The following is a 22,590-nucleotide window of genomic DNA, read 5'->3' as shown; positions in this document are numbered from 1 at the left end:
ATATCTTTCACCCTTTTCATGAACAGGCTTTCCGGCCTGTTCCACAAAAAATGAATTTCTTGTGGGGTGCGCCCCCGAACCTGTCCATAAAAACCTTATTGAGAATGGTGTAACATCTCAGTTTACTAAACTTTGACTTCGCAATTTTAACTAGGCGCAAACTCTGTAGCACAGTCGAGCGATCGGGTTTTCATAAAAGGGCGATCGCCCTTTTGCAGTCGCCATGAGGACTGTCGATCGCGACGAGGTGGCAATGCTCCGATAAAGCATAAAAAGTGTCAGATTTTTCATTGAAAAAGTAAATATTGTGTGTAGCTTCACGATCGAACTGTAGATAGTAGATCATACTAAAATAAAAGTAATTTCCGATCATGAAGATACGTCACTTCGGCAAAACTCAGGCGATCCGATTGCAGCTAATACTGATCGTGCCATTTGTTTTGCAAATCTTTGGAGCGGTCGGTCTGGTGGGATATTTGTCGTTCAAAAATGGACAAAAAGCGGTAAACGACCTGGCGGATCGGTTGATGGATCGAACCAGCATTTCGGTGAATCAACATCTGGAGGCTTATTTATCTATTCCGCATCAAGTGATTCAGATTAACGCCGATGCGATTCGGATGGGATTGCTAGATGTGCGCGATCGCCAAACCCTCGGTAAGTATTTCTGGCACCAAATGCAGACCTATGACCTGAATTACATCGGCATTGGACTGACCACGGGTGAGGGAGTAGGAGCCGCACGCTACGACCCCAGAACCGTCGTGATTGATGATTGGACTCCCAAACCGCCGAATAATGTCACCAACTATGCCACCGATAACAAAGGCGATCGCACTCACGTCGTGACTATTTATGATTGGGACAACTTGCAAGAACCCTGGTACACCGAACCCATGAAAGCAGGTAAACCCATCTGGTCGCGGATCGTCACCGTAAATTATCCCAATCATCCCTACATCGCTGCCTCCGCTGGTCGCCCCATCTATGACGCAAATAATCGCTTGCTAGGAATGGTTGGAGTCGATATCCATCTGTTGAAACTGAGCGATTTCTTACGGAATATGGATGTCAGTAGCTCAGGGCAGGTTTTCATCATGGAACGAAATGGGCTGTTGATCGCAAATTCTGCGAAAGAACAACCCTTTACCACCGTCAAAGACGAGATTCGGCGTTTGAAGGCGATCGACAGTGGCAATCCCATAGTGCAGGGAATTGCCAAACAAATCCAGCAACGCTTCAAAGGGTTTCAATCCATTTCTGGAAACACCGATCTCCGGCTTGATTTTCAGGGAGAACTCTACTATGTGCAAGTCACTCCCTGGCGCGACCAATATGGATTGGATTGGTTAGTAGTGGTGAGTGTGCCAGAAAGCGAGTTCATGGCACAGATTGATGCCAACACTCGCACCACAATCTTGCTCTGCTTAGCAGCATTGGGGGTAGCTTGTGGGATGGGCGTTATCACTTCCGGCTGGATTGCGCGTCCGATTCTGCGACTAAATCGGGCGAGTGAGGCAATAACATCTGGCAACTTCGACCAAGCTGTAGAAGACAGCCGTATTAAAGAACTCAACGCCCTTGCCAACTCCTTTAACCACATGGCAAGACAACTGCGCGAATCGTTTACCGCCTTAGAAAAAAGTAATGCAGAATTAGAAGACCGGGTGGAATACCGCACCGGTGAACTCAAAAACGCCCTAAGTGAGTTGCAACGCACCCAATCACAGATAATTCAAAGCGAAAAAATGTCTAGTTTGGGGCAACTGGTTGCGGGAGTCGCCCACGAAATTAACAACCCGGTCAACTTCATTCACGGCAACCTCGTCCATACACAGGAATACGCCCAAGATTTGTTAGGGTTCGTGGAGCTTTATCAACAGCACTATCCTAACCCTGCTGACGAAATTCAAATCGCAGCCGAAGAAATCGACCTGGAGTTCTTGCAAGAAGACCTGCCAAAAATGCTGTCTTCGATGAAAATGGGTACCGATCGCATCCGCCAAATTGTCCTGTCGTTGCGGAACTTTTCGCGGATGGACGAAGCAGACTTTAAACCAGTGGATATCCATGAGGGTATTAACAGCACCCTACTGATTTTGCAACACCGCCTCAAAGATAGACCGGAACGACAGTCTATTAAGGTGATTCAAGACTACGGTTCTCTACCCCTGGTGGAATGCTACGCCGGACAACTCAATCAGGTGTTTATGAATATTCTCACCAATGCGATCGATGCTCTCCTCGTAACAAGAGATTACCCGGAAAAATCTCATCAACAGCTTGCTATTACAATTTCTACAGAGGTGACAGACAGGAATTCTGTCATAATTAGAATTGCCGACAGCGGGCCAGGGATGAGCACTGAGGTGCTGCACAAGATATTCGATCCATTTTTTACAACTAAACCCGTGGGTTCGGGAACGGGTTTGGGATTGTCTATTTCTCACTCGATTGTTGTCAGTTCTCACGGCGGAAAATTAACTTGCGTTTCTGCACCAGGAGAGGGGAGCGAGTTTATTATTGAAATTCCGATCGCCCCCAGGCAAGTTGTGTAATCGGCGCCACCATCAACCGACTTTCCCAAATCAGTTCCAATTAGCAACCCTTAACAATCCGGCCACGCATTGCGCTGACAGGGTGAGAACCCCGTCAGAACACTGATATAATCAAGGACATAGCCGTCATATCCCTCTGAAAAAAGGGAGTTTTTTCCCCAATTATGATTAATCAGCCTAATAATATCGGCTCTTAGGTAGTTAGTGTGTCAAATTATTAGTTTTTTGGTGTCCTACACCATAGCTGGCTGGAATTTCAAGGCAATCGCCACTACTTGAGCAAGTTGCTCAACAGCGCAAGCAGATGTAAATAATTTCCAAGCCTTACCTAGCAAGCCTTCAGGAGCAATTTAAGTTAACGCGATCGCACTAAGTACGGAAGAGCCGAGAATCCATAAAATAAATTAGTGATAAAGTTTCCAGCATTCTCGCGCAATTTCCCAATCCTCCTGCGTGTGAATGATCAAAATTCTCACCGCTGAATCCACTGCCGCAATATCTTCATCCACTGGCGACTGTTGGTTCTTCTCTCCATCCAATTTTAAACCCATAAATCCAAAAGCTTCGCAAGCAGCCGATCGCACAACAGCGGAATTTTCCCCAACTCCCGCCGTAAAAATCAAAGCATCCAACCCACCCAAACTCGCCAGCATCGCCGCAATTCCGGCGCGCAAACGGTGAATGTAAATATCCAAAGCAAGTTGAGCTCTCTCATTACCTTGGGCGATCGCATCTCCAATCTGCCGCATATCGCTAGATACCCCAGAAATCCCTTTTAAACCAGAATTACGATTGAGAATATTATCTAATTTTTCAGAAGTTAAATCTTCTCGTCTTAACAAATGAATTATAATCCCAGGATCGATCGCACCCGATCGACTTCCCATCATCAAACCATCCAAAGGAGTAAAACCCATCGTCGTGTCAACACTCACGCCCCCGCGAATCGCCGCCAGAGAGCACCCGTTGCCCAAATGACAGCTAATCAGCCGTAAATGGGTCAAATCACGGTTCAGAAGTTGAGCCGCCCTGCGCGCGCAATATTGATGGCTAATGCCGTGAAAACCGTAGCGCCGAATCCCGTTTTCCAGCCATTCGTAGGGGCCGGGATAAACAAAGGCAGCGGGCGGCAATTGCGCGTGAAAAGCTGTATCAAATACTGCTACTTGCGGCCGATTTGGGAGGATTTTTTCAAGGGCTTCGATGCCTTCCAAGTTGGCCGGATTGTGTACGGGGGCGAAAACAGATAAACGGGCGATCGCCTCTTTAACATCCGGCGAAATTAACGTACTTTGCTGATAGTCTTGTCCGCCGTGTACGACGCGGTGGCCGACAATATCAATCTCCTTTAAACTATTAATAACTTGAGTTTTACCCTGCCACAGAGTCTCCAGCATTCGAGAAATGGCGGCTTCGCGAGAGTCTGAGGCGAATTCTTCCTCAAGTTCAGTTGCCGAAGCAGTTTCGACTTTCAACTGAGCCACACCTTCGCGGTGATGCCAGTCAATTTGCGCTTCCCAGAGGGGTTGCGGCTGGCGATCGGGAAGCCTGTCATTTAGTTCGTACAAGCAGCTTTTCTGACTGCTAGAACCTGCGTTTAAAACTAATATTTTCATGGTAATAGATAATAGGTAATTGCTAATTCACTCCCCGACGCAATCCGGGCCAAGAAATTGGTTTTTTTACCTTTTCTGCGGGTTGCAACCAAGTATTATGTTAAAAAACCCGGTTTCTGGCTAGCCCTGCGTTCAAGAGGAGAATCTAACATTACGAAATATATCAAAAAATTAAGTATTAATGCAATCTGTAGCTAAGCGTTGCAGTTATTTGATACTTTCATCATCAGATTTTCATTGACTAAAGTATAAGGAGCCGATCGATGTTTACACCAATTTTACTTGCCATTGCCCCCAGAACCGTAGAGTGGAGCCCCACGATCGGTTTAATTATGATTATTTGCAATATTTTAGCTATTGCGATCGGCAAATCAACAATCAAGAATCCTCGCACAGGCCCAGCAATGCCCTCATCCAGTATGTTCGGCGGTTTGAGTTTGGGTGCAGTTGTGGGAACTATGGCCTTTGGTCATATTTTGGGAGCAGGTGCTATTTTAGGATTGTCTAACATAGGCGCGATTTAGTTGCAGAATGGAGGTGCGCTCCCGCACCTTACCCGCAATTTCAAGTACCGGGTAAATTCCGGAGAGTTTCATCCATGTACGAGCGATCGCCCAAAACCTCCAACAGCGGCCCGCGCACGTCAAACTTAACAATACTCACAGAAGCTGCTAAAGCGCCAATGCGATAGCGATAACGTCCCAAATCAATCCCCAACAAACTGCACAGAACAATTCTAATAGTCGCCTTGTGCGAGACAACCAAAACATTACCGCTCTTGTACTTTTCCTGAATTTCTGCGATAACTAAGGACGATCGGCTAGCAATTTCCACGGAAGTTTCGCCGCCATTCGTCGGTGCATTCCAAGCAGGTTCAGTCAGCCAATTAATATAATCTTCTTCGTAGTCTTTTTTGACCTCTTCTACTGTTTTGCCTTCCCACTCACCGTACTTAATTTCCCTCAGCCCGTCGCGAAGCTGCATTTCAATTCCCACAGCATCGCACAAAGGTTTTGCAGTAGCAATTGTGCGTTTCATCGGACTGACATAAACAGCCTCCCAGGGCAATTTTGCGTAAGTAGCGGCAAACTGTTCTGCCATTTGAGAACCTGCGGGCGTTAATTCTGGATCGATCGCGCCGCAGAAACCGCCTGTTTGGCTGTAAGTCGTTTCACCGTGTCGTACAAAGTAGATTTTTAAGCTCATGAGTTAGTTAATTGTGTGTGAATTTTACTATGTTAGCAAAAGAGTGTAAAAAACTCCTTCAAATCATCGAGAGCAGGATTATCCCAATTCCAAATATCTTTTTTGTGTTCCATAACATAATCAAACCGTGACATACTGCATTTTTTTTCAGCTTGTTTCCGATCCTGCTTTGAGCAAGTATCATACCTGAGATAGATGCTCACCCAGAATTTATCAAAACCTTTCCGGTCGATTTGCTGTCCCTGGCTTTCTATGCAAGTTTTCCAGCTATTCAAACAATCAGCATGAGGAGATTCTATAGCCTTGATTGCCTTTAAAAGCGTTTCCAGTTCGCCTTTACCTCCAACATTTGTAAAGTAACAAGCCAATTTTGCATTTGTTCCATTATCTCCACAAATATCTATAAATTGTTTAGTGCTTGACAAAGTTTCAGATTCAAACACCTGTTGTATACATTCATTTACGAATTCCAGCCGCTCTGCCTCTGAATAGTTATCAATATCAATAATAATCCCAATCTTTTCTATATCTCTTTTTTGAAGGTCGGCTTCTAAAGCTTTTAAAGTAGTGATTAACTTTGTTTCGCTCAAGCCTTCCAAACTTTCATAATCATCTATATAAATAGATTCTTCTACCTGGATATTGCAGTTAATTTTGTCAACCATTGCCTGCATAAAAATTGCATCATTTTTACTTTCTACTATGACAATATTACTCACCTCTCACTCCTTTTTGATGTTCTAGTGCGTAATTCAAAGTTTCTAAATCGCGCCGGATGCCGATTATTTGATCTGTTTTCGGTTTCTTGGCTAGTTCAAAATATGCGCTGCTACATTCCTGATTGGATTTTAAACCAACATGAGCAAATGCTTGAAGCATCTCTAAACTGTGAGTTGTAGCAAAAATCTGGGTATCCAGTTCAACCGCCAACCGAAATAAAATTCTCCAAAACTCCTCCTGCTTTGTATAGTGTATGCCATTTTCTATCTCATCGATTAGCAAGATTTTGTATTCACTGTTTACCAGTTTAAGGATAATTTCTGCAACTCTGTTAATGGCATCTCCAAACAATGATAAAGGCAAACGCTTTTCGCCTTGTCTTCTCAAGTAGAGCGTCGGTTCCCCAATCGTAAAACTCTCTACTGATTCGATTGTAGGGTCAATAATTTGAAAAGCTTTCAAAACTTCGCTATCTTTGTCATCCAAACGCGCCTTATCGTATGCTTGTGTGAGTTCTTTTCCCGAAATCCTGATCCAGGAGGGAATGATTGGTACTTCGTCAAGAGAACTATAATAACGCATTAAACCTTGGGCAGAAACCTCTCTTAATGACCAAGTAGATTCGTCTTCGTTTCTCATGAACTCAAAATTTATCTTATATCTAACTGAATTAATTTCTACTTTAATTTCTAATCGCTCGGTGTTATTTTTGTCGTCTTTGCCAATAATTACTATAAATTTATCTTTTATTTGTGCATAAAATAAGTTATCCCAGGCTCTATTAGGCATGGCTTGTAGGGCTTCTGATGGCTCTCTTCTCAGCACTCTTAGGATTGCTAGAATGCTAGGGTCTGGAGCAAAATTGAGAAGAAGTGCTTCTAGCAAGGCTGTCTTGCCAGCATTATTTTTACCCCCGATTAAATTGACTCTTTCAAACCCAGAAATTTTGATTTGCTCAAAACACCTAAAATTTTTAATTTCTATTTCTTTCAGCATTACCGATCCTGTTGAATTAATCTAACTCATCTGCGTTAATCTGTGTTAATCTGCCTGTATCTGCGGTTAAAAAAAGAGAAATTGTTAACCGCAGATGACAATAGATTAACGCGGATTCACGCAGAGGTCGAGAAGCGATCGCACCTATCCAGGCGCACCCGATCGCACGGTTTGATCTGGTGTCCCCGCCGGATCTTTCGTTTCCTGCGGCGGTTCCGGCGAAACCGGGCCCGCGTGCGGCCACTTCCAGTCGCGGATTTCCGGCATATCATCGCCGTGCTTCGTGATATACTGCGTGTGCTCGATCAGCTTGTCACGGATAGCTTGTTTGCCGTAAGCTGCTACAGAACCCAGTTTCGGAACGCGATCGAGTACATCTGCAACTAAATGGAATCGATCGAGGTCATTCATCACCACCATATCAAACGGCGTCGTAGTCGTTCCCTCTTCCTTGTAACCCCGAACGTGAATATTCGAGTGATTCGTGCGGCGGTAAGCCAATCGGTGAATCAGCCAAGGATAGCCGTGAAAAGCAAAAATCACCGGCTTATCTATCGTGAACAAAGCATCAAAATCCTTATCAGACAAACCGTGAGGATGTTCGCTAGCAGGCTGAAGAGTCATCAAATCCACCACATTAACCACCCGCACTTTTAAATCGGGATAATCTCGGCGGAGAATGTCAACTGCCGCCAAAGTTTCCAGCGTCGGAACATCACCCGCGCAAGCCATCACCACATCCGGTTCGCCACCTTTATCATTGCTAGCCCACTCCCAAATACCGATGCCGGCCGTACAGTGTTTAATCGCAGCATCCATATCCAAATACTGCAATGCCGGCTGCTTCCCTGCGATAATCACGTTGACATAGTGGCGGCTGCGGAGACAGTGATCCGTTACTGACAGCAAAGTGTTCGCATCCGGCGGCAAATAAATCCGCACCACTTCCGCTTTCTTGTTAATTACGTGGTCGATAAAACCCGGATCTTGGTGAGAAAAACCGTTGTGGTCTTGCCGCCAAACGTGAGAAGTTAGCAGGTAGTTGAGAGAGGCGATCTGTCGGCGCCAAGGAATGTCGTTAGTAGTTTTCAACCACTTGGCGTGTTGGTTGAACATCGAATCGATGATGTGAATAAACGCCTCGTAGCAAGAGAAAAAGCCGTGGCGTCCCGTCAGCAAATAGCCTTCCAGCCATCCCTGACATAGATGTTCGCTGAGGACTTCCATCACGCGGCCGTCGGGGGAGATGTGGTCGTCTTCGGGCAAAATTTCCCCCGCCCACACCCGGTTCGTCACTTCAAACACCGGATCGAGGCGGTTTGAGGCCGTCTCGTCAGGCCCGACAATGCGGAAATTGGCGTTTTCCTGATTCAGTGTCATCACCTCTCGCAGGAAGCGACCGCAAACGCGGGTTGCTTCTGCCATTACAGTGCCCGGTTTTTGCACGTCAACGGCGTAGTCTTCAAATTCCGGCATTTTCAAGTCTCGCAGCAGCAGGCCGCCGTTAGCGTGGGGATTTGCCCCCATGCGTCGAGATCCCTTGGGCGCTAATTCTGCCAATTCGGGAATTAACTTACCCTTTTCGTCGAAGAGTTCTTCCGGCTTATAGCTTTTCATCCAATCTTCCAGGAGTTGGACGTGTCCCGGCTTAGAAGCCATTTCCGAAAGTGGGACTTGGTGCGATCGCCAATAATCCTCAGTTTTCTTACCGTCAACTTCCTTCGGCCCCGTCCAGCCTTTGGGAGTTTTCATCACAATCATCGGCCACTGGGGACGGCCCGAATAGCCCTCTGTCCGGGCTTTTTCCTGAATCGCCTTAATTTCGCCGATCGCGGTATCGAGAGTTGCAGCCATCAACTGGTGCATGGTTTCCGGGTCTGAACCTTCCACCCAATAAGGTTTGTAGCCGTAACCGACCATCAAACTTTCCAATTCCTCGCGCGGAATGCGGGCCAACAACGTAGGATTGGCAATTTTGTAGCCATTCAAGTGCAAAATCGGCAACACGGCCCCGTCGCGAACCGGGTTGAGAAACTTGTTAGAGTGCCAGCTAGCAGCCAGCGGGCCGGTTTCGGCTTCCCCGTCGCCGACAACGGCCGCCACAATCAAATCGGGATTGTCGAAGGCCGCCCCGTAAGCGTGGACGAGGGCGTAGCCGAGTTCGCCGCCTTCGTGAATCGAACCGGGGGTTTCCGGGGCGACGTGGCTGGGGATACCGCCGGGAAAGGAGAACTGTTTGAACAGCCGTTTGATACCCTCTTCATCTTCGGAAATGTTCGAGTAATATTCGGTATAAGTGCCTTCGAGATAGGTGTTGGCGACCAAGCCCGGCCCGCCGTGTCCGGGGCCTGCGATGTAGATGGTGTTGAGGTCTTGGGCTTTGATGATGCGGTTGAGGTGAACGTAGATGAAGTTGAGGCCTGGAGTGGTGCCCCAATGTCCGAGGAGTCTCGGTTTGACGTGTTCGATTTTGAGGGGTTCTTTGAGTAGGGGGTTGTCGAGGAGATAGATTTGTCCGACGGATAGGTAGTTTGCCGCCCGCCAGTAGGCGTTCATTTTTTGTAGTTCTGAGTCGGAAAGCGGTTTTAATTGCGGGATCTCGGTTGTTCCTAGGATCATCAGCGATTGACTCCTGAGTTTTGGTTGTTTTGTAAAGTGCGATCGAGAAGTGCGATCGATATTAATTTGTTATTTGTGACATTTTGTATTTAAACTCCATGTCTTCCACGCAAACTATTGAATTCTAGCTCGTTTATACCTAAATAAAAGTTTAAATCAATGTTAATTTATGGATAAATATCGCAGGACTTTGATGCAATAAAGGCCGCTACTTGCGGGGATCAAGGAATTCAGCAATACAGAATAGGAGTTACACAAGAGTTTTTGTAGGCTGTGTACTCCGCACTGAGCCGTAGTATATGTTGCGAGTGGTAGGATGTGTTGTGCCAGTCCACAAAAAGATACTTCTCAAGGTAGAAGCCATAAGGATTTATAGGTGGATTTAATTTCACTTTGTGCCTGGTGATGGCTGATACCAGTTATCATAAAAAATTCAACTGTATGCAATATCCAAAGCTTTATGTCCTCAGTCATTCCCCATTCTTTAATCTAAAATTTAAAATGGTATGACTCGTTTTGGGTTAAAGTTTTTTAAGTTCGTTTAAGCTCAGGGTAAAAAGGCGATCACTTTTTATAATGAGAGAGATTTAGCCTGAATTTAAACAAATATAGCAATGCTATTTCATTTGTGAAAAAGCTTTTTTTTATGAACCGCAGAGGCGCAGAGGGCGCAGAGGAAGAGAGCAGAGAGAAAGGAATTGCGTATAATAGCAAATACATATTATCTAATTATTAACGCAAAATTTAGCTAACACCTGGCAAGGAATTAGCCAAACTCTCGGTGTCTGTGGGGGTGATGCTTGTATGAGAAATACTTGCATTCCTATTTGGGAACTGGAAAGTTTTCGTCATTTGGGGATGAACGAGTCTCGACTCCTAGATAACTATCCCACACTAACTGCTACTGATTTAGCAAATGCGTCGGCTTATGCGGCAGCTTTTCCAGATGAAAGTGAAATAGCTATCCGCCAGAATGACGAGGATTGAAATGAGGGCGCGTCTTTATGGTGACGAACAATTTCCCAGAGAAATTGTAGAATTGCTGCGCCGGATGGGGGAAAATATTCTGACAGTGCAAGCAGCCGGAAAGGATAACCTAAAAAATCCGGACGCAGAAGTGTTAGCTTTTACAGTCAGTGAAAATCGAGCTGTTTTCACTCAAAATTGCCGTTATTTTATCAGACTGCACAGCTTACAGTCTGACCATGCTGGAATACATTGTCTGTAGGGGAGAGGATGATGTAACAAGAAGGGCTGGTAACATTAATCAAGCTATTTCCTCACTTGAAACATTAACAGGTCAAGTGATTTGAGTCGATCGCACTCTCGCGGCCATCTATATCTTAAGCGATCGCCACAAACTAAACTCAAGCAATCTCAATCCGAAAATCACTGCATCGGTTTGATTGCTGGCTAGATGCCATCGCCGATATTTCCGGCTGAAAAAACTTAGGAGGCGACTAAAACAGGACTCTCTGAAATCCGGCAAACATTGGACACAGTTGGCTGGTGGGAAACGACTCGCAGTTCGTGAGGATAGCGGGGACGCGGGTCATTTTCTAACCAGATGGGCGGTACCATCATCACTTCATAGTAAGCGATCGTATGCAAAACCCCTGGCTGGGACTTCAACTCCACTGTCAAGCCCGCTCTGTACTCAAATGCTTCTTCCCAGTCTAAGTTTTCATTGATACCCATAGCGATCGCGCCTCTTAATCTTGTTTCTTTTGTCCATTGTAGGGCGCTACATAAAACATTGGGTACTTTCTGTTGCTTGTGATACAATTTGTAACCTTATATATACGTTCCCTGACAATTCAACAGAGAAGAGCAATTGTCAATAAGTAAATAGGATGATTTGACCGACGGGTGACAAGTAAGCCCAAAAGCTAGGCTTGACAAGAGTTTGAGTTGATATGTCTCAAAAAAAATAGGGGCGATCGAACCGCGCAGACGTTTATGACACAAAGGAAGAGAACAGAAGAGAATTTTAAGGACGGAAGTACAAACCTATTTTTGCCAGCTTGGCTAATATTTTATAAATAAAGAAACTCGGTTTTTTTAAGAAACCGGGTTTCTGGGATGAGTGAAAACTAAACTAATTTCACTTGGTTTTCTACTTTGTCGCAGTTTACAAATGTATGTTTTGGGAATACTGGAAATTGACCATATTATTCCTAAAGCGATTGCGGGGACTAACGAGGAAGAAAGTCTCTGGCTGGCTTGTAGTCTGTGCAATAATTACAAAGGAACCCAAACTGACGCATTAGATCCGGTAACGCAAAAGCACGTTAAGTTGTTTAATCCGCGCACTCAACAATGGTCACAAAATTTTGCTTGGAGTGAAGACGCTACAGAAATTATTGGACTTACAGACTGCGGTCGCGCAACAGTAACAGCACTACAACTAAACAATAATATTGCTGTTACTGTCAGGCGTCAGTGGGTTAGTGCTGGATGGCATCCGCCAACAGATTCAAGTATTTCATAACAGAGGCCATTAGCTTAGCGCTTCAATCAGAGCATCTTTCTTCATCTTAGTTATGCCAGCAATTCCTCTTTTCTTGGCTATTGCTTTTAATTCAACAGTAGTCATTGTTCTGAGAATAGTCACGTCGTTTATCGTATCTGGCATTGATTGGGGAGTCAGATAAAATACACTCTTAATTGCGTCAAGTTTTTTGCCTTTGGTAATACCGCATTTCAAGCTTGTGATTGGCTCAAAATTTTTCCAATACAGACGAGGAGCCTCATCAATTCGATTGGTCGCTACAGCAAGTTTAACGGATTTTAGCTCGCTGTTCGGCTGTTCAATCAAATATTGCAATGCTGCCATAATTTCATCTCTGGATGCTGTGGAAAGATTAATTTTAGGCTTTTCCTCACCTGCAAGGATTTTAGTGAGTGTAATAGTATCATCACTATCATCAGCAATAATGCACCAGACTCTTTCTAGCCCAGCTTCCTCTGCTACAGCATAAACAAACGAATTACTAATAACTTGATACTTGTCTTCACCAGTTTCTTTCACGATAACTGGGAGCCAGTTTCGTCCACCCTTTTGTTTAAGTATATTTGCAGTAGCTTTGATCAAAAACTCAGGAGCATCAGTACCCTCTCCTGGCTCGATTTCATCTATGTATAGATGCATCAAACTGCCAATAATGTTAGAAATTTTCATTTTAAGAAGTATTCCTTCGCTAAATTTTTGTAGTATTCATGGGCAGAACGATCTCGATAAACAGCAGGAATGCGTGAGAACGCAGCATTAGCTATGTTAGCGTAACTTGGTACTTGATGAATATGTAAGTCTTTTTTCGCACTGGTGTACTTAGGATAGAAGTAGGGCAGTAGATCGAATTTGTCTTTTTTAGCATTTTTCAGAATATTGTTAATTTCTTGTTGAGCAACTTCTAGTTGTGGCTGTGTAATTTTTTCTCCATTAAAAAAGATTGGTAAGGCAATGGGATTTCCCTCACCTTTATCGGCTTGTATTTCAGGGATGAATTTCTTAATAGCGGTTGCCGCATTCTCTAGAGAAAAGAGGTTGTTGTGTTTTGTAGGAATGAGGATAACATCAGCCGCATATACCGCAAGTTGACTAATGAAACGCCAATTCGGGGATGAATCTATCAAAATATAATCATAGTCCTGCCTTGCAAATTCGAGCTTCTTGTACAGTACACGCATTTGCATGAAGCTGCGAAGTTTATCGTCAGACTCGTTAGCCAGGTCATTGTCAGCAGGAATAATATCAAAACTGAGTTGTATTTTTTTAGTAGAAAAATTATAGGGGTTCACCGCTGATTTTAGACCTACGTTTTTGTCTGTAAGAGCTGCTTTAAAAACCCCATTACTGACTGGAATACCTAAAGCACTTGTTAAATCTTGTTGATTAAAATCAAAATCTATTACCAAAACTTTTTTGCCTAAAAAAGTCAAAATACCTGCCAGGTTAACTGTTGTAGTTGTTTTTCCAACACCCCCTTTGTTATTATAGATTGTTACTGTCAAGGCTCTACTTGGTGCTTGAATCTTCTTTCTTATATCCGCAACAACTTGATCGACGTTATTCAAGTCCAGAGCCAAGCATTGAGTAGCTGGGAAGATTACTTTACCATGCTTTCTAAACAGTTGAACATGGGATGAGTTAGTAATAATTCCCCATTCTGCTGACGTGCAATTAGAACCAAGTAAGTGTTCCTTAAGTTGCTTAACTGTTTTTAAGTACCCTGGTGTACCTTCAGTAAGATTGATGTCTTTCCCTTTTAGCTCTAAAAGGAGATAGGGATTAGATTGTGTGTGTAAGAAAATATCACCTCCAATAGTTTTTCTAGCTGCTATATCGACTCTTCCACCACCATTAGTATTATATTGGGGAACAACCTCATCAGATTCAAACCCCAATGCTTGCAGAAACTGAGGTGAAAAATGAGCACTGACAATAGCTTCTGAAGCGCCTTGAGGAAGACTTTGTAATGCAGCTTGAAGGGTAGTGGCTGGGGCATTCATGGGAAGGAAAATTCATGAATAATTTTATCTGAGTATATCACTATAATAACTACATTATTATGAATTTTGGCGAGGATCGCCAGAGGGAGGGTGCCACCCTGCCCTAATCCATAAACGACGAGCTCTGATAATCGCTCCTTCATTATGATATAGATCGTTAAGGTCTAATCGATCGCAGGTTCCCCTACCTGTGGGAGTAATACCCATTATTTCTAAACCATCCGCAGACCAGTTAAAATGCTCAGACCATTGCTGTTGACGGGGGTTAAACAAAGTTACTTCTTGTTCTGTTTCTGGGTCAGTACCAGTGACAAAATTATAGCGATTATTATTACAGCGATGACAAGCTAAAGCTAAGTTTTCAAGTTCATCGCTACCACCAATCGATCGAGGTAAAATATGATCTATTGTAAATAGAGTAGAGCTACTTTCTTCCGCTGAATGGCAATATTCACAAAGAAAATTAGCTCTACTTCTTACTAAATTTCTAGTAGCGCGGCTTACAGACATGAGGCTGCTATAACTTTAGCGTTAATTAAGGTAAAAATCCGATCTAGTTCTAGTAAGCTTGCTAATTCTACAACCTCTTCTGAAGTTAAAAGATTAGCCTTTTTTCTCTCGGCTAATTCTTCTAATCTGGCTTGCAGATTTTCCGTAAATTTGAATAAGTAAAGATCTCTGACTTTCTGAATCGAAATCTCACGCTCGATCCAGTAGGAAGGTTGTACCATAAGTTCAGCTATCATGGTGATTCAATTACTCCAATTACTACATGGATGGTCTTGATTATATCATGAGAACGAAAGGATTACTTTAGAAAGAGCCGACCTACTTACGCGCGGCGCGATCGAAGAAACCGAGTTTTTTACCGAATCTGTCTGCTAAAACAAATTATTTTCGCAAAAAACCCGGTTTCTGACCGTACAGTGCGTAAATCCTGCTAACTTAACTTAGTTTCTTTCTTAGTCTTTGTCGCAGTCGCCGTCTTCTTAGCAGTGGTTTTCTTCGCCGCAGTCGTCGTCTTCTTAGCAGTAGTTTTCTTCGCCGCAGTCTTCTCAGTTGCAGTCTCCGACTTCGCCGCCGCAGTCTTAGTAGACTTCTTCGACTTGCTGCTAGATTTACCGCCTCCCGCTGCTTCCTTCGTTGCTAACAATTCCAGTGCTCTTTGTAAAGTAAAATTCTCCACAGATTCATCCTTCGACAAAGAAGCATTGATATCGCCGTGTTTCACGTAGGGGCCGTAGCGGCCATCGTAAACATTGATCAATTCTCCCGACTCTGGATGCGCGCCCAATTCCTTTAAAGGTGTGGCTGATTTGCTGCGGCCGCGGGCGGCTTTCGGCTGCGATAATAACTCTAATGCCCGATCGAGCGTTATCGTCAAAACATCATCCGGCGGTTTGATCGATCGATAATCTTTCCCCACCTTACCTTGGTCGTGAACCACATAAGGCCCGTACATCCCCAAATTAGCTTGCACCTTCGCCCCCGTCTCCGGGTGAGTGCCCAACAACCGGGGTAAAGTCAACAAACTCACCGCCATATCCAGCGTCACGCTATCCTTATCCGTCCCCTTCGGTAAAGAAGCCCGCTTCGGTTTCTTGTTCGTTTCCGAAACTTCTCCTAACTGAACGTATGGCCCGTAACTGCCAATCAGCACATAAATCGGTTCCCCGGTTTCCGGGTGAAGACCCAATTTTTCCGGGCCTTCCGTTTTTTGCTTTAACAGAAACTCCACTTGTTCCGGATCTAAATCTGCCGGCGTCAAATCTTGGGGAATCGATGCTTTTACCAAGCCTTCTTCGCTTTCAGATTCCAGATATGCGCCGAATTTGCCGATGCAAACTTTGGCGGAGAGATTCTCCAATACCACAGTTCGGGCAACTTTCGCATCAATCTGACTTTCCTGTTCTTTAACTTGGGTTGCGAGTCCGGTTTCCCCTGTATAAAACTTTTGCAAATACGGCAGCCATTTCGCCTCGCCCGTGGCAATTTCATCGAGGGTTTGTTCCATTCGGGAAGTAAAACCGGTGTCTACTAAATCGGGAAAATGTGTTTCCAATAAAGTCGTGACGGCGAAAGCGGTGAATGTCGGAATTAGGGCATTAGCTATTAATTTCGCGTATCCGCGATCGACAATTGTACCGATAATACTCGCATAGGTACTCGGACGGCCCACACCTTCGCTTTCGAGCATTTTGACCAGAGAAGCTTCCGTGTAGCGGGCGGGAGGTTGAGTTTCGTGGCCAACTGCCTCTAAATCCTTACAATTAGGTTTATCCCCCACCTTCAGCGCCGGCAAAATCACCTCTTGGTCTTCCAACGCCGCATTCGGATCGTCGGAACCTTCCACGTAGGCGCGCAAAAAGCCGGGAAAATCAATGCGTTTGCCGCTGGAACGGAAACCGGCATCTTCTACCTGAGTTAATACAGTGACGTGAGTTTGGCGGGAATCGGCCATTTGAGAAGCCACAGTCCGCTTCCAAATCAAATCGTACAGGCGGAAATCAATCCCATCCAATCCCGTTTGCTGCGGAGTCCGAAAAGTGCTGCCGGCGGGACGGATAGCTTCGTGGGCTTCCTGCGCGCCTTTGCTTTTCGTGGTGTATTTGCGCGGTTGGGGGCTGAGGTATTCGCTGCCGTAAAGTTCTTGCACGCAACTGCGCGCCGCTTCGATCGCCTGTTCGGACAAATGCACCGAATCCGTCCGCATATAGGTGATAAAACCGCGTTCGTAGAGACCTTGGGCAATTCGCATTGTTTCCCGCGCACCCAGCCGCAGCTTACGGTTGGCTTCCTGCTGCAAAGTCGAGGTCGTAAACGGCGGCGACGGTTTGCGGGTGACTGGCCGTTCTTCAATATTCCCGACAGTCCAGGGTTTGTTTTGAATGCGTGAGAGCAAAGCCCGCGCCTGTTCTTCGTTCAGCAAAAGTACGCGGCGGCCTGCGATAATTTGCCCGGTATTTTCATCAAAATCGCTGCCATTTGCAACTTTCACATTGCCGACAGTCACGAGTTTGGCATCAAAGGAAATCTTGCCCTTTTCCAAAAGGGCTTTCAAATCCCAGTAGCTACCTTGGCGGAAAGCGCGGCGTTCCCGTTCCCGGCGCACCAAAAGCCTGACTGCGACTGACTGCACTCTACCTGCAGACAAACCCCAAGCGATTTTTTTCCACAGTAGCGGAGAGAGTGTGTAACCGACGAGTCGATCGAGAATTCGGCGAGTTTCTTGCGCTTGTACTACTCGATTGTCGATATCGCGACAGTGAGTCAAAGCATCGCGGATTGCTTCGCGGGTGATTTCGTGAAACACCATCCGCTTGATCGGAACTTTGGGTTTGAGGATTTGCAGCAAATGCCAGGAAATGCTTTCGCCTTCCCGGTCTTCGTCAGTGGCTAGAATCAGTTCTGTGGCGTCTTTGAGGGCGTCTTTGAGTTCTTTAACAATTTTCTTTTTATCTTTCGGGATGACGTAGAGGGGTTCAAAGTCTGCCTCCACGTTTACGCCCAGTTGCGCCCATTTTTCTCCTTTAACGGCTTCTGGTATTTCTTCGGCGGAGGAGGGTAGGTCGCGGACATGGCCCATCGATGCCTCTACACGGTAGGTGGAGGGCAGGAAGTTGCGGATGGTGCGGGCTTTGGTCGGAGATTCGACGATGACTAAGGTTGACATGGCATCTTTTAAATATGGATGGCAGCGCAGCTAGAGGGTGTAAGTTAGAGAGTTTAGGTCAGATGTCAAGGCTTCTTTCAACTTTGGGCGATTATTTTCAAACTACCTTAATTTTTAAGTTACTGCCGATCGGGTGGCAGGTGACAAGCTGATGGGATTTTACTGCTTTCGGGGCAGAGGCTGTGAATTGCGTCTCTACAAGATGCACCGGATGATGACCTGACTCTAGCAGAATTGTCGGTAACTGGATGTTGAGACTGCTGGATGTGCGCGGATGGTTCCTCGATGTGGTTGTAACTTGAAGCTTGGGGAAGGTTGGGGCTATCGATTGCGCGATTTTAGATTTTAGATTTTAGATTTTAGATTGGGAAAGATGGACTGAGTAGAGGTTTGGGACTTTGGTACAGTACGCTGTGCAGCATCAGCGTGGCGATCGGAAAAAAAGCAATCACAGGGGATTAAAATTACTTGAGCGATCGATCGATTCTCTGAACAATGCTATGACATTTGAATTTGACCATCTTTTCATTCTTACTGATATTGGTGCTTCGGAAGCTAATCGTTTATCCTCATTCGGTTTAGTTGAGGGTGCATCTCGCATTCATCACGGACAAGGTACAGCCAATCGCTCTTTCTTTTTCCATAACGCAATGTTGGAATTGTTATGGATTCACGATCCAGAAGAGGCGCAGTCTGAGCCAATTCATCAGACTCGTCTTTGGGAGCGATCGACAAATCGGAATAATGGTGCGTGTCCATTTGGCATCTGTTTGCGTCCAGCCAAAGGTTCTGAGGACACAGTTGCATTTTCTAGTTGGGCCTATCGTCCACCTTATTTATCTGAAACGATGAGTATAAGGGTGGCAACAAATAGTGATGTGTTGACTGAGCCGATGCTTTTCCAAATTTCCTTTGGTAAACGTCCAGATCACTATTCTGCCCAGAAGTCACAGCCTTTGGAGCATGGTGTTGGTTTACGCGAAATTACTCGTGTAGAATTAGTAAGTCCTGCTGCCAATAATCCGTCACCTGAACTTCAAGCAGTGCTTGAGACAAATCAGCTAAAGTTACGGATAGGAACAGAGTATTTGGTGGAGCTGGGTTTTGATAGAGAAGTGCAGGGACAACAGGTAGATTTTCGACCGGGATTGCCGCTTATTATCAGTTGGTAATCTCAACCCGTTAGCTAAAAATGAGTTCTAGAGAACCCATTTGATATCTAAAACGCGGCCAGCCTTTTAACCATCAGCGTAATCAAACAAAGATGCACTTTCAGCAGTTGCATTATCTAAAGTTATCTCAAAATTATTAATGAGAATTTTGCACTTTTACGTCCAAGAGTTGGATTTTTAAATTATCCACATTGCCACAACTGGAACCAATCCCGAATTACCCTCGGCTGATTTTCGGATTTCGATATTTTTTTCACTATTTTAAAATTGATTATAGTCATAACCTGCAAATAAATTTTATTTAACTCAATAGTCAAATTTTCTGGGTGATAGCCGTGGTCAAGGTAATATTGTTATGTTGGGAATATTGACTGGTTGAGACTTGAAGAATCAAGGTTTTTCCTCAACATCTCAATCAAACCCGCATCCCGGAAATAAATTGGCTTTTTTGAGGGTGAAGAAACAATAGAAACCAAGCGTATTAACAGCTAGATGTCTTTTAATACCATTGTCTAATTATAACAAAAGAATATCCTGTCGATACAATAGGTTGCTAGAACACGGCATGACGGCTGCCCTTGAGTATTTTTACGGTAAATTTACCTCAAAACAAAACCATCAAGGGGGAACAACCAACTTGAAAACCTTTCCACGCTTGGGTTTAAACTGAACTACCTCAAAAAATAATAGCTTTTGGGGGCGATCGCCTCCTGTCAGCTTCACAACTGCTAGATGCGATCGCCCTCAATATCTCAAATAAGTTATGTAAACATAGTTATAGATAATTTTCGCTCCAGTGGAGACAAGTTCTAAACACTTAATAATATGGCTTCAGTATCGAACGAGCTGCGAGCGTTCGTACAGAACGCGGACTGACAAGTGCACGAACATTAGAAACCATTGAGAATTTTCCAAGTTGACTGAGTAAACTAGACATATAGTAACCCCCAATTTATTGAGGACTGGAAAATGGAGACAATTACTGACCTGCCGGGGTATCGCATAACAGAACAACTCTATGCAGGATCTCGCACTCTAGTCTATCGGGGTGTTCGGGAGAGCGATCGCACTTCAGTCGTCATTAAAGTCCTGCGGAATGAATACCCCAGCTTCAGCGAATTGGTGCATTTTCGCAACCAATATACCATTGCCAAAAATCTCAACCTCCCCAGTATAGTTAAACCCCTCGATTTAGCAGCCTACAAAAACGCCTATGCTTTGATAATGGAGGACTTTGGAGGAGTCTCTCTGTCTACTTATTTCAAGGCAGCAACCGATCAAAACCAACCCGATAAATCGGGAGCTTTAGAACAATTTCTCAACAAGGCTTTGCAACTAGCAGAGATTCTCCATGGACTCTACCAAAACCGAGTTATTCATAAAGATATCAAGCCCGCCAATCTCCTAATACATCCGGAAACTAAACAAGTCAAACTGATTGACTTTAGCATCGCCTCCCTACTGCCGAGAGAAACTCAAGAAATTCAAAATCCCAACGTCTTAGAAGGAACCCTCGCCTATATTTCTCCCGAACAAACCGGACGAATGAACCGAGGCATCGACTACCGCACCGACTTTTATTCTCTGGGAGCCACCTTTTACGAACTGGTGACAGGAAAACTGCCATTTGAATGTGACGACCCCATGGAGTTGGTTCACTGCCATATTGCCAAACAACCTCCTGCAATAAACAGCAAAGAAATCCCGCAGGTGGTTTCGGATATTGTCATGAAGCTGATGGCAAAAAATGCCGAAAAACGCTATCAAAGTGCCTGGGGATTGAAACATGACTTAGAAAAGTGTTTGCAGCAGTGCCAAGAAACTGGAAAAATTGAAACATTTGAGTTAGGAACGCGAGATATATGCGATCGCTTCCTGATTCCTGAAAAGCTTTATGGTCGAGAAACCGAAGTCCAAACCTTGTTAAATGCCTTCGAGCGCGTGGCAAATGGCACCTCAGAATTAATGCTAGTCGCTGGGTTCTCCGGGATTGGAAAAACGGCTGTAGTCAACGAGGTACATAAACCCATTGTCCGGCAGCGCGGCTATTTCATCAAAGGCAAATTCGACCAGTTTAACCGCAACATTCCCTTCTCGGCATTTGTCCTGGCTTTCCGCGATTTTATGGCACAATTACTGAGTGAAAGTGATGCCAAAATTCAAGAATGGAAAACTAAAATTCTCGAAGCGCTCGGTGACAGCGGACAAGTCATTATTGAAGTCATTCCCGAACTAGAACGGATTATTGGAACACAACCCCCAGCCCCGGAATTATCGGGGATTGCTGCTCAAAACCTCTTTAATTTGCTCTTCCACAAATTCATTGCTGTCTTCACCACAAAAGAACATCCATTGGTGATATTTTTGGATGACTTACAATGGGCGGATTCGGCATCGCTGAAGTTAATGCAATTGCTCGTCAATGAGTCGCAATTGGGTTATCTGTTGCTGCTGGGAGCCTATCGGGATAATGAAGTATCACCCAGCCATCCCCTGATGTTGACCCTAGATGAAGTGAGGAAGGCAGGAACCACACTCAACACTATTATCTTAGCACCGCTTGACCAAATCAGTTTAAATCAATTGGTAGCGGATACCCTAGTTTGTGAGCCTAATTTGGCACAACCGCTGACAGAACTGGTATATCAAAAAACTAAAGGAAACCCATTTTTTGCAACGCAGTTTCTCAAAGCCTTGCATCAGGATGAATTGATTAGTTTTGAGTTCCACTCGGGACATTGGCAGTGCGATATTAGCAAAGTGAGAGAGGCAGCGCTCACTGATGATGTGGTGCTATTTATGGCGCAGCAGTTGCAAAAAATGCCAGCAACAACTCAGGAGGTTTTAAAATTAGCCGCTTGCATTGGCAACCAGTTCGATCTGGCAACATTGGCAATTGTTGCAGAGAGTTCGGAGACGGAAACGGCAACGGCTTTATGGAAAGCTTTACAGGAAGAGCTGATTATTCCCCAAAGTGAAGTTTATAAATTTTATGTAGGCGCAGAACAGGCGATTTCTGAAACGACTACTCAAACCGTTGCCTATCGCTTCTTGCACGATCGCGTCCAACAAGCCGCTTATTTTTTGATTCCGGAAGAAGAACGCGCGATCGCTCATTATCAAATCGGGCAATTACTTCTGCAACAGATTTCAGCAGAAGCCAGAGAAGAACGCATTTTTGAATTAGTCAATCAGTTGAACTACGGAACCATACTGGTTGTAGAACAACAGGAAAGGGAGGAACTCGCCCAACTCAACCTCACTGCTTGCCACAAAGCCAGAGCCGCCACCGCATATCAAGCCGCCCGCGAATATGCCACAGTGGGCCTGAAACTGCTAGGAACAGACGCTTGGCAAGGGCAGTACGAAATGACCCTATCTCTGTACGACTTGGCTGCCGAGGTGGCTTTTTTGGCCGGCGATTTTGAGCAGATGCACCACTGGATTGAAGCGGTGATTCATCATGCGAAAACACCTTTAGAACAGGTGCAAGTTTATCAAGTTAAAATCCAGGCATT

The 22,590-nt window shown here is 44.8% G+C and carries 19 protein-coding genes; 7 read left to right on the top strand and 12 right to left on the bottom strand.

Going from position 1 to position 22,590, the window contains the following annotated elements; translation table 11 throughout:
- Nucleotides 1–190 precede the first annotated feature (190 nt).
- Entirely contained in the window at nucleotides 191–346 is a 156-nt protein-coding gene (locus QUA62_RS25750) for a hypothetical protein (RefSeq protein WP_333407591.1), read from the bottom strand.
- A gap of 25 nt (nucleotides 347–371) precedes the next feature.
- Between QUA62_RS25750 and QUA62_RS25745 the strand changes: the two genes are divergently transcribed.
- Complete coding sequence (locus tag QUA62_RS25745) at nucleotides 372–2,558, top strand: ATP-binding protein (protein WP_333407589.1); 2,187 nt, start codon at nucleotides 372–374, stop codon at nucleotides 2,556–2,558.
- Nucleotides 2,559–2,962: 404 nt separating this feature from the next.
- Here the strand turns inward: QUA62_RS25745 and QUA62_RS25740 are convergent, their stop codons facing one another.
- Nucleotides 2,963–4,174, bottom strand: a complete 1,212-nt coding sequence (locus tag QUA62_RS25740) for an acetate kinase (RefSeq protein WP_333407588.1) — start codon at nucleotides 4,172–4,174, stop codon at nucleotides 2,963–2,965.
- Between the two features lie 263 nt (nucleotides 4,175–4,437).
- On the opposite strand from QUA62_RS25740, the gene psaK reads away from it, so the two are divergent.
- Entirely contained in the window at nucleotides 4,438–4,698 is a 261-nt protein-coding gene (gene psaK / locus QUA62_RS25735; protein ID WP_333407587.1) for a photosystem I reaction center subunit PsaK, read from the top strand.
- A 40-nt stretch (nucleotides 4,699–4,738) separates the two neighbouring features.
- On the opposite strand, the gene QUA62_RS25730 is transcribed toward psaK, so the two are convergent.
- From QUA62_RS25730 to QUA62_RS25715, 4 genes are all read right to left on the bottom strand, one after another.
- The gene (locus QUA62_RS25730) at nucleotides 4,739–5,380 is read right to left on the bottom strand and encodes a histidine phosphatase family protein (RefSeq protein ID WP_333407586.1); all 642 of its coding nucleotides are present in this window, start codon (nucleotides 5,378–5,380) and stop codon (nucleotides 4,739–4,741) included.
- Between the two features lie 32 nt (nucleotides 5,381–5,412).
- Nucleotides 5,413–6,099 (bottom strand): DUF3226 domain-containing protein, encoded by a 687-nt coding sequence (locus QUA62_RS25725; protein WP_333407585.1) that lies wholly within the window; start codon nucleotides 6,097–6,099, stop codon nucleotides 5,413–5,415.
- Nucleotides 6,092–7,096, bottom strand: coding sequence for an AAA family ATPase (locus QUA62_RS25720; protein ID WP_333407584.1), 1,005 nt, complete (start codon nucleotides 7,094–7,096; stop codon nucleotides 6,092–6,094). Before QUA62_RS25720 ends, QUA62_RS25725 begins: the two co-directional genes overlap by 8 nt.
- A gap of 144 nt (nucleotides 7,097–7,240) precedes the next feature.
- Entirely contained in the window at nucleotides 7,241–9,715 is a 2,475-nt protein-coding gene (locus QUA62_RS25715) for a phosphoketolase family protein (protein ID WP_333407583.1), read from the bottom strand.
- A gap of 765 nt (nucleotides 9,716–10,480) precedes the next feature.
- Here QUA62_RS25715 and QUA62_RS25710 point away from each other — a divergent pair.
- Both QUA62_RS25710 and QUA62_RS25705 read left to right on the top strand, forming a co-directional pair.
- Complete coding sequence (locus QUA62_RS25710; RefSeq protein WP_333407594.1) at nucleotides 10,481–10,702, top strand: DUF433 domain-containing protein; 222 nt, start codon at nucleotides 10,481–10,483, stop codon at nucleotides 10,700–10,702.
- Nucleotides 10,689–10,943 (top strand): DUF5615 family PIN-like protein, encoded by a 255-nt coding sequence (locus QUA62_RS25705; RefSeq protein WP_333407581.1) that lies wholly within the window; start codon nucleotides 10,689–10,691, stop codon nucleotides 10,941–10,943. The genes QUA62_RS25710 and QUA62_RS25705 overlap by 14 nt, the downstream gene beginning before the upstream one ends.
- Before the next feature lie 221 nt (nucleotides 10,944–11,164).
- Here the strand turns inward: QUA62_RS25705 and QUA62_RS25700 are convergent, their stop codons facing one another.
- Entirely contained in the window at nucleotides 11,165–11,413 is a 249-nt protein-coding gene (locus QUA62_RS25700; RefSeq protein ID WP_190659166.1) for a hypothetical protein, read from the bottom strand.
- Between the two features lie 388 nt (nucleotides 11,414–11,801).
- Here QUA62_RS25700 and QUA62_RS25695 point away from each other — a divergent pair, with 388 nt between their 5' ends.
- The gene (locus QUA62_RS25695; protein WP_333407579.1) at nucleotides 11,802–12,206 is read left to right on the top strand and encodes an HNH endonuclease; all 405 of its coding nucleotides are present in this window, start codon (nucleotides 11,802–11,804) and stop codon (nucleotides 12,204–12,206) included.
- A gap of 9 nt (nucleotides 12,207–12,215) precedes the next feature.
- Here the strand turns inward: QUA62_RS25695 and QUA62_RS25690 are convergent, their stop codons facing one another.
- From QUA62_RS25690 to topA, 5 genes are all read right to left on the bottom strand, one after another.
- Nucleotides 12,216–12,896, bottom strand: a complete 681-nt coding sequence (locus tag QUA62_RS25690; protein ID WP_333343883.1) for a Rho termination factor N-terminal domain-containing protein — start codon at nucleotides 12,894–12,896, stop codon at nucleotides 12,216–12,218.
- A complete protein-coding gene (locus QUA62_RS25685) occupies nucleotides 12,893–14,227 on the bottom strand; it encodes a ParA family protein (RefSeq protein WP_333407577.1) in 1,335 nt (444 codons plus the stop codon). The genes QUA62_RS25690 and QUA62_RS25685 overlap by 4 nt, the downstream gene beginning before the upstream one ends.
- 57 nt (nucleotides 14,228–14,284) lie before the next feature.
- Nucleotides 14,285–14,737: an HNH endonuclease signature motif containing protein gene (locus QUA62_RS25680; RefSeq protein ID WP_333407575.1), complete on the bottom strand. Its 453-nt coding sequence runs from the start codon at nucleotides 14,735–14,737 to the stop codon at nucleotides 14,285–14,287.
- A complete protein-coding gene (locus tag QUA62_RS25675) occupies nucleotides 14,728–14,958 on the bottom strand; it encodes a hypothetical protein (RefSeq protein ID WP_333407573.1) in 231 nt (76 codons plus the stop codon). Before QUA62_RS25675 ends, QUA62_RS25680 begins: the two co-directional genes overlap by 10 nt.
- A gap of 209 nt (nucleotides 14,959–15,167) precedes the next feature.
- Nucleotides 15,168–17,900, bottom strand: coding sequence for a type I DNA topoisomerase (gene topA / locus QUA62_RS25670; RefSeq protein WP_333407572.1), 2,733 nt, complete (start codon nucleotides 17,898–17,900; stop codon nucleotides 15,168–15,170).
- Between the two features lie 413 nt (nucleotides 17,901–18,313).
- Between topA and QUA62_RS25665 the strand changes: the two genes are divergently transcribed.
- Both QUA62_RS25665 and QUA62_RS25660 read left to right on the top strand, forming a co-directional pair.
- Nucleotides 18,314–19,072: a VOC family protein gene (locus QUA62_RS25665; RefSeq protein WP_333407571.1), complete on the top strand. Its 759-nt coding sequence runs from the start codon at nucleotides 18,314–18,316 to the stop codon at nucleotides 19,070–19,072.
- Nucleotides 19,073–20,041: 969 nt separating this feature from the next.
- A partial coding sequence (locus QUA62_RS25660) for a serine/threonine-protein kinase PknK (protein WP_333407570.1) occupies nucleotides 20,042–22,590 on the top strand: 2,549 nt, incomplete at its 3' end.

Source organism: Microcoleus sp. MON1_C1 (assembly GCF_036701945.1).
Lineage (GTDB): Bacteria > Cyanobacteriota > Cyanobacteriia > Cyanobacteriales > Microcoleaceae > Microcoleus.
Note: the sequence above shows the minus strand (reverse complement) of the source record. Positions and strands in the feature narration are given on the sequence as shown.